This window comes from Alkalimonas sp. NCh-2, assembly GCF_039631345.1.
Lineage (GTDB): Bacteria > Pseudomonadota > Gammaproteobacteria > Enterobacterales > Alteromonadaceae > Alkalimonas > Alkalimonas mucilaginosa.
Map to the genome: position 1 here is coordinate 81,399 of NZ_JBDIUV010000003.1, position 13,668 is coordinate 95,066.

General features: G+C 54.6%; 9 protein-coding genes. All 9 read left to right on the plus strand.

Annotated elements, in window-relative coordinates:
• The first annotated feature begins 295 nt into the window (after positions 1-295).
• The 9 genes from ABC502_RS09425 (at position 296) to nrdD (ending at position 13,653) form a co-directional block, all read left to right on the plus strand.
• Positions 296-4,018 carry a nitrate reductase subunit alpha gene (locus ABC502_RS09425; protein WP_345915705.1) on the plus strand — a complete coding sequence of 1,241 codons (3,723 nt, stop codon included), beginning with the start codon at positions 296-298 and terminating at the stop codon, positions 4,016-4,018.
• Between the two features lie 20 nt (positions 4,019-4,038).
• Positions 4,039-5,574 carry a nitrate reductase subunit beta gene (narH, locus tag ABC502_RS09430; RefSeq protein WP_330129402.1) on the plus strand — a complete coding sequence of 512 codons (1,536 nt, stop codon included), beginning with the start codon at positions 4,039-4,041 and terminating at the stop codon, positions 5,572-5,574.
• A gap of 3 nt (positions 5,575-5,577) precedes the next feature.
• Positions 5,578-6,318 carry a nitrate reductase molybdenum cofactor assembly chaperone gene (gene narJ, locus ABC502_RS09435; RefSeq protein ID WP_345915706.1) on the plus strand — a complete coding sequence of 247 codons (741 nt, stop codon included), beginning with the start codon at positions 5,578-5,580 and terminating at the stop codon, positions 6,316-6,318.
• On the plus strand, positions 6,315-7,013 hold the full coding sequence (gene narI / locus ABC502_RS09440) for a respiratory nitrate reductase subunit gamma (RefSeq protein WP_345915707.1): 699 nt from the start codon (positions 6,315-6,317) through the stop codon (positions 7,011-7,013). Before narJ ends, narI begins: the two co-directional genes overlap by 4 nt.
• Before the next feature lie 322 nt (positions 7,014-7,335).
• On the plus strand, positions 7,336-8,103 hold the full coding sequence (locus tag ABC502_RS09445) for a peptidylprolyl isomerase (protein WP_345915708.1): 768 nt from the start codon (positions 7,336-7,338) through the stop codon (positions 8,101-8,103).
• 125 nt (positions 8,104-8,228) lie between these two features.
• Complete coding sequence (locus tag ABC502_RS09450; RefSeq protein ID WP_345915709.1) at positions 8,229-9,503, plus strand: diguanylate cyclase; 1,275 nt, start codon at positions 8,229-8,231, stop codon at positions 9,501-9,503.
• A gap of 163 nt (positions 9,504-9,666) precedes the next feature.
• Positions 9,667-10,875 (plus strand): alginate export family protein, encoded by a 1,209-nt coding sequence (locus tag ABC502_RS09455; RefSeq protein WP_345915710.1) that lies wholly within the window; start codon positions 9,667-9,669, stop codon positions 10,873-10,875.
• Positions 10,876-11,355: 480 nt separating this feature from the next.
• Entirely contained in the window at positions 11,356-11,805 is a 450-nt protein-coding gene (gene nrdG, locus ABC502_RS09460) for an anaerobic ribonucleoside-triphosphate reductase activating protein (RefSeq protein ID WP_345915711.1), read from the plus strand.
• Between the two features lie 15 nt (positions 11,806-11,820).
• Positions 11,821-13,653 carry an anaerobic ribonucleoside-triphosphate reductase gene (nrdD, locus tag ABC502_RS09465; protein WP_345915712.1) on the plus strand — a complete coding sequence of 611 codons (1,833 nt, stop codon included), beginning with the start codon at positions 11,821-11,823 and terminating at the stop codon, positions 13,651-13,653.
• Positions 13,654-13,668: the final 15 nt, after the last annotated feature.

Sequence of the window (13,668 nt, forward strand, 5' to 3'; positions counted from 1 at the left end):
AGCAGCGTGCAGCCGCGATTGTTCCTGCAGCCGGCACAATCGAGCTACCCCCTTTGCCCCGCCCGGGTTAGCGCGCCACACCAAGGGGGTAGTTCCGTGATTTCAGCCCCTGCATTTTCAGGCATTTAGCCCCAAAACACACTACCACTTAGTAGGTATTACCCTTCTTAATCAGTAAGTTAGCTAAGTGGCAGCCTTGATCCAAATCAAGCATCATTAAGCGGTTCTTTCTATGATGTGCCTACTGAATAAGTAAAAACCGTCTGTTCATGCAGGACAAGACCAGGAGTGTACGATGAGTCACCTACTCGACAAACTGCGCTATTTTACCGCGCGCAAAGAGCCCTTCTCCGACGGGCATGGCGTTACCACCGATCAGGACCGCAGCTGGGAGCAAGGCTACCGCCAGCGCTGGCAGCACGACAAAGTGGTGCGCTCGACCCACGGCGTCAACTGCACCGGCTCGTGCAGCTGGAAAATTTACGTCAAAGATGGCCTGGTCACCTGGGAAACCCAGCAGACCGATTACCCACGCACCCGGCCGGATTTACCGAACCATGAGCCACGCGGCTGTCCGCGTGGTGCCAGTTACTCCTGGTACATCTACAGCGCCAACCGCTTAAAGTACCCCAAGATGCGTGGCCAGCTGATGAAACTGTGGCGCGAAGCCAAAGCGCAGCACAGCGATCCGGTCAAAGCTTGGGAGTCCATCGTCAGCGATCCGGTCAAAGCCAAAAGCTACAAAGAGCGCCGCGGCCTGGGTGGTTTTGTCCGCGCCAGCTGGGATGAGGTGAACGAGCTGATAGCCGCTTCCAACACCTACACCGCCAAAACCTATGGCCCGGATCGCATCACCGGTTTCTCGCCCATTCCGGCGATGTCGATGGTGTCCTACGCCGCCGGTGCCCGTTACTTATCCTTGATTGGCGGCAACTGCTTGAGCTTCTACGACTGGTACTGCGACCTGCCGCCAGCTTCGCCGCAAATCTGGGGCGAGCAAACCGACGTGCCGGAGTCGGCCGACTGGTACAACTCCAATTACATCATTGTCTGGGGCTCGAACGTACCGCAAACCCGCACGCCGGATGCACACTTTTTAACCGAGGTGCGTTACAAAGGCACCAAAACCTGTGTCATTACCTCGGACTACTCCGAAGCCTCCAAGTTTGGCGACACCTGGCTGGCCCCGCGTCAGGGCACCGATGCCGCCCTTGCCATGGCCTTTAGCCATGTGATTTTAAAAGAGTTCCACGTCGATAACCCAAGCACTTATTTTACTGACTACATCAAACGCTACACCGACATGCCAATGCTGGTGCTGCTGGACGAGGCCGGCGACCACAAAACCCAGGGGCGCTTCCTGCGGGCGGCCGATTTGGTTGATCAGCTGGGTGAAAGCAACAACCCGGACTGGAAAACCATCGCCATCAATGCGGCAGATCAGCGTCTGACCAGCCCGAATGGCGCCATTGGTTACCGCTGGGGCGAAGATGCCGCCAAGTGGAACCTGGAGCAAAAAGACCGTCAGGGTGAGGTTGATTTACTACTGAGCTTAAAAGATCAGCACGACGAACTGGTTGAAGTCGCCTTCCCCTACTTTGGCGGCGCACCGCACGAGTACCAGTACTTCCAGCACACCGAGCACAGCGACACCCAGCTGCGTAAAATCCCGGCCAAACGGGTGCAACTGGCCGATGGCAGCACCGCGTTAGTGGCTACTGTGTTTGACATGATGCTGGCACACTACGGCGTCGACAATGGCCTGGGCGATGACAATCGCGCCCAAAGCTTTGACGACAATGTGCCGTACACCCCAGCCTGGCAAGAAGCCATTACCGGCGTCAAGCGCGCCGATGTGATTCGCATTGCCCGCGAGTTCGCCCGTACTGCCGATAAAACCCGTGGTCGCTCCATGGTCATTGTCGGTGCCGCGCTGAACCACTGGTACCACATGGACATGAACTACCGTGGCCTGATTAACATGCTGATGCTGTGTGGCTGTGTTGGCCAAAGCGGCGGCGGCTGGGCGCACTATGTCGGCCAGGAAAAACTGCGGCCGCAAACCGGCTGGGCGCCACTGGCCTTTGCGCTGGATTGGCAGCGTCCGCCGCGCCATATGAACGGTACCTCCTTTTTCTACAACCACTCCAGCCAGTGGCGCTATGAAAAACTGGATATGAGCGAAGTGATTTCGCCGCTGGCCAACAAAGACAAGTGGTCTGGCAGCATTATCGACTTCAACAGCCGCGCCGAGCGCATGGGCTGGTTGCCTTCCGCGCCTCAGCTTGGGGTCAACCCACTGGGCCTGGCAGCCGAAGCCAAAGCTGCCGGGGTGGAGCTAAAAGACTATGTGCTGCAGCAACTGAAAGATCGCAAAGTCAAGTTTGCCTGCGAGCAGCCGGAAAACCCACAAAACTTCCCGCGCAATATGTTTATCTGGCGCTCGAACCTGCTGGGCTCCAGCGGCAAAGGCCATGAGTACATGCTGCGCCATCTGCTGGGCACCAAGCATGGTTTGCTGGGGAAAGATCTGGGCGAATTTGGCGGCAAAAAACCGGAAGATGTGGAATGGACCGACCAGCCAGCCGAAGGCAAGGTCGATCTGTTCGTGACGCTGGATTTTCGGATGTCCACCACTTGTCTGTATTCCGACATCGTGTTGCCAACGGCCACCTGGTACGAAAAAGACGACATGAACACCTCGGACATGCACCCCTTTATTCACCCGCTGACCGCCGCCATTGACCCGGTGTGGGAAGCGCGCAGCGACTGGGAAATCTTTAAAGGCATTGCCAAAGAATTCTCCCGCGTCTGCGTTGGCCACCTGGGCAAAGAAACCGATGTGGTCACTACGCCGATGCACCACGATACTCCGGCCGAGCTGGCCCAGCCTTATGGTGTCAAAGCCTGGTGGAAAGGCGAATGCGAAGCCATTCCGGGCAAAACCATGCCGCACATCAATGTGGTGGAGCGCGATTACCCCAACACCTATGCCCGCTTTACCTCGCTTGGCCCACTGATGGAAAACATCGGCAATGGCGGCAAAGGCATTGGCTGGGATACCAAAGAAGAAGTCGAGTTCCTGCGTAAACTGAACCGCACCCACACCGGCGAAGGCATCAATCAAGGCCTGGCCAAAATTGAATCGGCCATCGATGCCTGCGAAGTGATTTTATCGCTGGCACCGGAAACCAATGGCCATGTGGCGGTAAAAGCCTGGGGCGCGCTGAGTAAAATTACCGGCCGCGATCACACCCATCTGGCCAAACCGAAAGAAGAGGAAAAGATCCGCTTCAACGACATCGTGGCGCAGCCGCGCAAAATCATCTCCTCCCCCACCTGGTCGGGTTTGGAAGATGAGCATGTGTCCTACAACGCCGGCTACACCAATGTGCACGAGCTGATCCCATGGCGCACCATCACCGGCCGCCAGCAGTTTTATCAGGATCACGAGTGGATGCGCGACTTTGGCGAACAGTTGTGCAGCTACAAGCCGCCAATCAACCTGAAAACGGTGCAACCGGTGTTAAACAAAAAGCCCAATGGCAACAAGGAAATTGTGCTGAACTGGATCACCCCGCACCAGAAATGGGGCATTCACAGCACCTACTCCGACAACCTGTTGATGCTGACCTTATCCCGCGGCGGCCCCATTGTCTGGTTAAGTGAAATCGACGCCAAAGCCGCCGGCATTGAAGACAACGACTGGATCGAAATCTTCAACGTCAATGGTTCTATCTCAGCCCGTGCTGTGGTGTCGCAGCGGGTGCCGGAAGGCATGAGCATGATGTACCACGCTCAGGAGCGGATTGTGAACGTACCGGGCTCGGAAATGACCGGCAGCCGCGGCGGCATTCACAACTCGGTGACCCGGGCCGTGATGAAGCCAACCCATATGATTGGTGGCTACGCCCAGCAGGCCTATGGCTTTAACTACTACGGCACCGTCGGTTGCAACCGCGACGAGTTCGTCATTGTTCGCAAAATGAACAAGGTCGATTGGCTGGATACCGAATAAGGTTGGAGTAAGGAGTTATCATGAAAATCAGAGCACAAATCGGCATGGTGCTGAATCTGGACAAATGCATTGGCTGTCACACCTGCTCCATCACCTGCAAGAACGTCTGGACCTCGCGCGAAGGCGTAGAGTACGCCTGGTTCAACAACGTTGAAACCAAGCCGGGCATTGGCTTTCCAAAAGAATGGGAAAACCAGGACAAGTGGAAAGGCGGCTGGCAGCGTAAAAGCAACGGCAAGCTGGTGCCCAAAATCGGTGGCAAACTGCGGGTGCTGGCGAATTTATTTGCCAACCCGGACTTACCGGAAATCGACGACTACTACGAGCCGTTCGATTTTGATTACCAGCACCTGCACAACGCCAAAGACAGCAAGCACCAGCCGGTCGCCCGGCCCCGCTCGCTGATCAGCGGCCAGCGGATGGAAAAAATTGAGTGGGGCCCAAACTGGGAAGAAATTCTTGGTACCGAGTTCGAAAAACGGAAAAAAGACCAGAACTTCAACGAAGTGGTGCAAAAAGACATCTACGGTCAGTTTGAAAAGACCTTTATGATGTACCTGCCACGGCTGTGCGAACACTGTCTGAACCCGACCTGTGTTGCCTCTTGCCCGAGTGGCGCCATTTACAAGCGCGAAGAAGACGGCATTGTGCTGATTGATCAGGACAAATGCCGCGGCTGGCGGATGTGTGTGTCCGGCTGCCCGTACAAAAAAATCTACTTCAACTGGAAAACCGGCAAGTCGGAAAAATGCACCTTCTGCTACCCACGGATTGAAGCCGGCCAGCCAACCACCTGTTCAGAAACCTGTGTTGGCCGCATCCGCTACCTTGGCGTGCTGCTGTACGATGCCGACAAAATTGAAGCCGCGGCCAGCGTTGCCAACGAGAAAGACTTGTATCAGGCGCAGCTGGACCTGTTCCTCGACCCGCACGATCCCAAGGTGATTGAAGCGGCACGCAAGGAAGGCATTCCGGATAACTGGTTAAAAGCCGCCCAGCGCTCGCCGGTCTACATGATGGCGATGGACTGGAAAGTGGCGCTGCCACTGCACCCGGAGTACCGCACCCTGCCGATGGTCTGGTACGTGCCGCCACTGTCGCCCATTCAGAGCGCGGCCGAAGCCGGCCATGTCGGGATGAACGGTGAAATTCCGGATCTGAAATCGCTGCGCATTCCGCTGCGTTACCTCGCCAACATGCTGACCGCAGGCGACGAGGCACCGGTCGTTCGGGCGCTGGAGCGGATGATCGCCATGCGTGCTTACAAACGCTCGCAGCAGGTGGATGGCGTGGAAGATCTGGAAGTACTGAAGCAGGTCGGCCTGAGCAAAGAGATGGTGGAGGAAATGTACCGCTACATGGCGCTGGCCAACTTTGAAGATCGTTTTGTTATCCCCACCAGCCACCGGGCTTACGCCGAGAATGCCTACGATTTAAAAGGCGAATGTGGCTTTAGCTTCGGCAATGGCTGCGGCGGTGGTGACAGCAAGCTGAACATCTTTGGTGGCAGCAGCAAAGGGGTCCGCAAAGTGATCCCGGTCACGGTAAAGGAGTAAGGCATGCGCATACTACAACTGATTTCCCTGTTGCTGGAATACCCAACCGAAGCGCTGTTGACAGCAAAAGCCGACGCCAGGCAGCTGGTGGCCGAATCGCCGCTGTCTGAAGCGCAGCAGCAAGGCCTGCTCGATTTTATCGAGCAACGCTTTAGCGGCGATTTGATGGACTGGCAGTCCGATTACGACGGCCTGTTCGAGCGCGGTCGCTCCTTGTCCTTGCTGTTGTTTGAACACCTGCATGGTGAGTCGCGCGACCGCGGTCAGGCCATGGTCGATTTGATGAATCAGTACAAGTCGGCTGGCCTGCAGATTGATGTGCGCGAGCTGCCGGATCACCTGCCGCTTTACCTGGAGTTTTTAAGCACCCAGGGCGACGAAAATGCCGCCCTGGGCCTGGCTGAAGTGGCGCATATCCTGTCGGTGTTGCTGTGCCGGCTGGAGCAGCGTAACTGCAATTATCAGGTGCTGTTCAGTGCATTGCTGGAACTGTCTGGTGTCGATGTGGAACTGGATTCAGTGCGCGAGCAGCTGAAAAACGAGCAGCGTGACGATACCAAAGAAGCGCTGGATAAAGTCTGGGAAGAAGAAATGGTGACCTTTGGCCCGGGCTCAGAACAGGATGGCTGCGGTACTGGCCACAAACCCTCTGAAAAGCAGCGGCGCGATCACCACGTGCCACTGCAATGGACCGATGCCAGCCAGGCACCCGGAAACACTGTCCGCTCAGGAGTTGCGTCATGAACTTTACAGATATGTTGTTGTTTGGGATCTACCCTTACATTGCTTCGGTGATTTTCTTTCTGGGCAGTCTGCTGCGCTATGATCGCGAGCAGTACAGCTGGAAAGCCCAGTCCAGTCAAATGCTGGATAAAAAGTACTTCCGCGTGGCCAGTGTGTTTTTCCACGTCGGTATTATCATGATTTTCTTTGGTCACTTTGCAGGTTTGGTGATCCCGTACGAAGTCTGGGATTTCCTCGGCATTACCCTGGCCGGCAAGCAGCTGATTGCCATGGGTGTCGGTGGCTTCTTCGGGGTGATCTGCTTTATCGGCATGACCATGCTGGTCTACCGCCGCTTGTTCAATCCACGGGTACGTGCCAGCAGCTCGACCATGGATACGCTGATTTTGCTGCTGATTTACTGGCAGCTGATCCTGGGCATCCTGACCATCTTTGTCTCCACCGGTCATATGGACGGCTATGTGATGAAAGATCTGATGAGCTGGTCGCGTTACCTGCTGACCTTCCGTCCGGCTGAAGCCATTGGTTTTGTCGCGGATCTGCACTGGATTTACAAAGCCCATATCTTCTGGGGGGTGACCTTGTTTGTGCTGTTCCCGTTCAGCCGCCTGGTGCATATCTGGAGCGTGCCGGTTGGGTACTTCGGTCGCAATTATCAGGTGGTACGCCGTCGCTTTGGTGGCCGTAAGGCTTAAACACCAATGTCTGAAGGCTATGCTGGGGGAAGCAATAAAGGGGATCTGAGCAGCATGGATGCTGATCAAGAGCCTCCAAGGATGGATCCACGGCGTTCCCCCTTTATTGGCTTACGCAGCAGCACTAAGTATTAATGCCTGGACTATACACCAATGCCTGAAGGCGATGCTGGGGAAGCAATAAAGGGGACCTGAACAGCATGGATGCTGGTCAAGAGCCTCCAGGGATGGATCCACGGCGTTCCCCTTTATTGGCTTCCGCAGCAGCGCTAACCAAGGACCAAAGCTTTATAACAGGCAGCATTGCCTGCTGGAGATGACGATGATCCAAGTCAACCAAACCCAAATTTCTGAACAGGCAATCCTGGCAGAAATGCAGTACCACCCAGCCGATTCGCAGCGTGCTGCGATGCTAAAAGCTGCCGAGTCGCTGGTGATTGCCGAGCTACTGCGTCAACGTGCCCAGCAGCTTGGATTGGAAGTAGCCACCAATCAAAGCAGCACCAGCGAACACGATTACCTGGAACAGCTGATTGAACGCGAAGTACCAATCCCGACCGCCAGCCGGCAAGAATGCGAGCACTACTACCAGCAAAACCCGCAACGCTTTACCAGCTCGCCTTTACTGGAAGTGCAACACATTCTGCTGGCCGCAGCGCCGGATGATGATCAAGAGCGGGTACACGCCAAAGCGCTGGCCGAAGAATTGCTGCAGCAACTTCAGCAAGGCCAGGCTTTTGCTGAACTGGCGCGCAAATACTCCGCCTGCCCTTCCAGCCAGACCGGTGGCAGCTTAGACCAAATCAGCAAAGGCCAGACCGTGCCGGAATTTGAGCGCCAGCTGTTTGCGGCCGAAGCAGGGTTGATGCCCGCGCCGGTTGAAAGCCGCTATGGCTTTCATGTGGTCTTTATTCAGCAAAAAATCGCCGGCCAGCCGCTGCCCTTTGCAGCTGTAGAGCAGAAAATTGCCGATTATCTGAATGAAAAAGTACGGCGCAAAGCCATCGCCCAGTACATCCATACCTTAGTGGTACAGGCCACTATTGAGGGTTACGATTTTAATTTATCAGACTCTCCTTTAATGCAATAGACCAAAGCACCCGACCTAAAGCACCGGCCGGGTGCCTTGGTATCACAAAAAAGCGACAACTTTATTTTTACCATTGGGAGGCAGTGGGTTAGACTTAATAGCAAGCTCTTTAAGAAAGGAATAGCATGCGCGCTTTGATCATTGAACCCAGCCCAACCTATCAGCGCATTTTGTCCCGAATGCTGGAAAGCTACGACTTCGATATTACTTTTGTTGATACTGCCACGGCTGGCTTTCGTGCCATGAGTGCTCACCACTTTCAGTTTATCTGTGTCGCCATGTACCTGGCAGATCTAACCGGCATCGAGTTTTGCCAGCAAGTTCGCGCCGACGATCAGGCCAAACACTTGCCGATTTTTATCGTTACGTCCGAGTCCAACCCTGAGCTTTTGTCCTCTGCCCTGGCCGCAGGTGCTACCGATATCATCCGTAAAGACGACTTACCACGACTGGAAGAGGCGTTGCATAGCCTGATCCCGCTTGGCCCATTTCGTTACAACATTAGTGGCAAAGCCCTGTATCTGGAAGACAGCCTGACCGTTGCCAAAGCCACCGATGCCAAGCTCAAGCGATTGGGCCTTTCGATGGACCATGCTTTTTCCATCAAACAGGCGCTGGAGCTGTTGCAGCACAATAAGTACGATCTTATTATGACCGATATCGTGCTGCAAGATAATGAAACCGGTATCGATTTTATCCAACAACTGCGCTCAGAGCCTCGCTTTCTACAAACCCCCATTCTGGCGGTAACCAGCCTGGAAAGCATCAATCGCCGTATTCTGGCGTTGCAATCCGGTGCCAATGATTACATTTCCAAGCCGGTATTGGATGAAGAACTCTTTGCCCGCATCAACAACCTGATTTCCGCCAACCGGCTGGTGGATCAATTAACCCGGGAACGACAGCGGCTGCTGGAGCTTGCCACCAAAGACCACCTCACCGGTCTGTACAACCGTCATTTTATGGGCGAAGTGGCTAAGCGCCGCTTTGCCGAAGCCCGCAAACAAGAGTTACCGCTGTCCTTGCTGGTGATAGATATCGATCATTTTAAACAAGTGAACGATCAACACGGCCACCATATTGGTGACAAGGTGTTAAAACGGATTGCCGAAGCCTTGCGCCAACAGTTTGCCGAGCACGACTGTATTGCCCGCTTTGGTGGCGAGGAGTTTGTGATACTGCTACATCAGCAAGATCTCGCCATGGCCACCGACAAAGCGTACCAGCTCTGCCAGCTGTTGTACCAGCTACAACCGGAAGGCATTACGACCAGCGTCAGCATCGGTGTCACCAGCCTGAGCTCAGCCCATGAAGAGTTTTTTGATGAAGTCTTTGCCAGAGCCGACAAAGCCCTGTACCAGGCCAAGCAAAATGGTCGTAATCAGGTGGTGACTGTTTAATCCAGTCAGTCTACCCAAACAGGTAAACACAGACTCAACTTGCCCCCCGGAGCAGGTAGCCTCTAGTACCCAGCTATTGGTAACTGAATGATTTTATTGATCTTCATCAATGGTTTCATCAACAGCTTACCTATGATAACGGCAATCACATCAGGAGATTGCCATGAAATCACCACTGTTCGCCCTACCTTGCCTCGCCCTGGTCCCCAGCCTGACGCTGGCCGCTGCAGATAGCAGCGCCAATACCCTGAGCGCTGCGCTGAATGATAGCCAGATCAATGCCAATTTTCGCTACCGCATCGAGCATGTGGGACAAAACAATGCATTAAAAGACGCCCTGGCATCCACTCTGCGCAGCCGTTTAACCCTGACCACCGGCAAGGCTTATGGCTTATCTGGTTTGCTGGAAGTGGACAATGTCAGTGTGCTGGGTGGCCAAACCTACCACAGCACCGTCAATGGCAACAGCCAGTACAGCGTGGTGGCCGATCCGAAAGGCACCGATATCAACCAGGCTGCCCTTAAATACCAGCTGAGTGAAGACACCAGTTTTACGATGGGACGCCAGCGCATCAATCACCTGAATCAACGCTTTTTAGGCGGTGTCGGCTGGCGGCAGAACGAACAAACCTATGATGGTTACCGGCTGCAGCACAGTTTTACCCCGGCCATCACACTGGATCTGGCCCGTTTGCACAACGTCAATCGGGTGTTTGGTCCCAAAGGCCCGGCAGCCAATCAGCGCGGTGAGTTTTATACCGGCCTTTTAAGCTGGCAACTCAACCCTAATCAGCAACTGGCAGCCTATGGCTACGATCTGGACTTTAACGACTGGGCCGTGCACAGCAGCCTGACCTTTGGCCTGGACTACCAGGGCAAATGGGCCTTGGGCGAACAACAAAGCTTTAGCCTGCAGTTAGCAGCAGCCAAACAGCAAGACCGCCATGATGCGCCGCTAAGTTACCAACACCATTACCACCGGCTGCAACTGAGCTGGCAACAGCAAAAACTGCAATTGATTGCCGGCACCGAGCGCCTGGCAGGTGATGGCAGCAGCGCTTTTCAAACGCCGCTGGCTACCCTGCATGCCTTTCAGGGCTTTGCCGATTTGTTTTTAGTGACACCAAACGATGGCTTGCGCGATCAGTGGTTGGGAGTGCGTCATCCGGCCGGACCGGTACAACTGGCGCTGAACTACCACCGCTACCACAGCGATACCGATGGCCGGCGCTACGGCAGCGAGTGGAACCTGACGGCCAGTTACCGTTTCAGCAATCAGCTGCAGGGCATGCTAAAGCTGGCGGATTATCAGGCCAGCAGCTTTGCCGTTGATAGCCGGAAACTCTGGCTGATGCTGAGTTATTCGATTTAAGTGTTTGTTGTAACACCGAAGCTCTCGGAGGACAGTGATCGGGTACGCTAAGCAGACCTTTTTTGCCATGGATGGACACAAATTCGCAGGGAGCGGATTTGGACAGCTCCGCTGGCCCGCAGGGTGAACTGCATGGACGCAGTTCACAAAACAGAGCCCCCAGGGATGGGTTCACGGCGTGTCTGCGTGCGCTACCCGGTCACTGTCCCTGCAAAACTTCTGCTTTCTTACCAACTTCACAGCCAGTTTTCCTGGCTCCTCTGCACCGCCCCTGGTTTTCAGTGGGCGGTTTTTTTCGCTTTGGCTCAGCACTATCCATGAAGGGGTACAGGATCCAGCAAAGATGCGGCTCTGAGGAGTTGGCAGCTTTGAGCGACCGCTAAACCTTGATCCAGATCAAGCTTTCCATCCGCAGAAGGCCTACCCTGAAACACAAGATATAGATACAAAAAAAATTAATAACACTATATATGGGTTTTTATGCTGCGTTTTAGTATCGAACAGGTTGTTTGGCAGGAGGTTCCAGGGGAGGTCTCGCTGGCCTACACCATCACCGGCTGCACACTTGGCTGCAAAGGCTGCCACAGCACCGAGACCTGGGATGCAAGCCAGGGCACCCTGCTGACCGATGACTACTTTGAGCAACGTCTGAACCAGTACCGGGGCCTGATCAGCTGTGTGCTGTTTTTGGGCGGTGAATGGCACAGCACGGAACTAGAACGCAAGCTGAAGCTGGCGCGCCGGCACGGCCTTCGCACCTGCCTTTACACCGGGCTGGATGATATCGAGCCAAAGCTTAAAGCTGAACTGACCTATTTAAAAACCGGCCGCTGGCTGCCTGAGCGCGGTGGCCTGGACAGCCTTACTACCAACCAACGACTGGTGGATTTACGCACAGGCCAAAGCCTGAACCACCGTTTTATCCGCTAAGCAAGGAGCTTGACTATGTTACGTTTACAACCTGACCAACTGCAGCAAAAACTGGATTTTATCGACCATTACCTAAGCGCGCAAAACGCCGCCGATGGCTCGAAAATGGATGCCAACGCCAATGTTACCCAGAAAAACATCGCCACCCTAGAAGCCGAAATGATGAAAGACATCTTTATTCAGGTCAATCGTGGCAAAGTCAGCCAGAAGATTGCTGAACTGTTTGGCCCTGAGTTGGCACAAGAGTACGGCCGCCAAATCGAGCAGCATGAGATCTATGTGCACGATGAAACCAGCTTAAAGCCTTACTGCGTCTCGGTGACCCTGTACCCCTTCCTGCGCGATGGCCTGACCAAGCTCGGCGGTGAGTCAAAAGCGCCCCAGCATCTGGAGTCGTTCTGCGGCTGTTTCGTCAACTTTGTGTTTGCCATCAGCAGCCAATTTGCCGGCGCTGTCGCCACCGTCGAGTTCCTCACCTACTTCGACTACTTTGCCCGCAAAGACTACGGCGACAACTACCTGCAAACCCACCCCAAGCTGATTGCCAATCACTTGCAGCATGTGGTCTATGCGCTGAACCAGCCTGCCGCCGCCCGCGGTTATCAAAGCGTGTTCTGGAACATTTCGGTGTACGATCAGCACTACTTCGACAGCATGTTTGGCAACTTTGTTTTTCCGGATGACGACTTGACCAAACCCAACTGGTCGTCGGTGAATGCCCTGCAGCATTTTTTCCTCGACTGGTTTAATGAAGAGCGGCAAAAAACCATCCTGACCTTCCCGGTGGTTACCGTTGCCATGCTGACCGAACAGGGCCAGTGCAAAGATCAGCACTTTGCCAAAAGCATGGCCAAACAACTGGCCAACGACAGCTCCTTTTTTGTTTATCTGTCGGACAATGCCGACTCGCTGGCTTCTTGCTGCCGGCTGCGCAGCGAAATCAGCGACAACACCTTTTCTTACTCACTGGGCGCAGGCGGTGTGGCCACCGGCTCCATCAATGTGATTACCATCAATATGAACCGGCTGGTGCAGGATGGCCGCGATCTGGCCACCGAAGTCGATAAGATACACAAGTACCAGGTGGCCTACCGCAAGCTGATGGAAGAGTATCTGGCCGCAGGTCTGCTCACCGTATACGACGCTGGCTTTATCACGCTGGATAAGCAGTTTCTCACCATCGGCATCAATGGCATGGTGGAAGCAGCCGAATCGCAAGGCCTGGTTGCCAGCAACAACCCTGCCTACATCGCCTTTGTACGGGAGCAGCTAAAAACCATTTTTGACGCCAACAAAGCCGCCAAAGCCAAATATGGCTATCTGTTTAACACTGAGTTTGTGCCGGCTGAAAACTTGGGGATTAAAAACGCCAAATGGGACCGGGAGGATGGCTATCAGGTACCACGCGATTGCTACAACTCCTACTTCTATGTGGTGGAAGACGAGCAGACCAATGCGCTGGATAAGTTTCAGCTGCATGGCAAAGAGCTGTTGGATTTCCTGGACGGTGGCTCGGCGCTGCACCTGAACCTGGATGAAAAGCTGGATGAAGACGGCTACCTGGCGATGCTGAACATAGCCGCCCATACCGGCTGCAATTATTTCTGTGTCAATGTCAAAATCACCATCTGCAATCAGTGCGAAGCCATCGATAAACGCACCCTGCACCATTGCAGCCACTGCGGCAGCCTGGATGTAGATCACGGCACCCGGGTGATTGGCTATTTAAAACGGGTCTCGGCCTTTAGCAGCGGCCGGCGCAAAGAGCATGGGCTGCGGCACTATCACAGAATGCCTCAGCAGACTCAAACAACCTTGGTAGTGCCCGCTGCAGCAGTGACATCTTAACGCCAACCCTGTGGC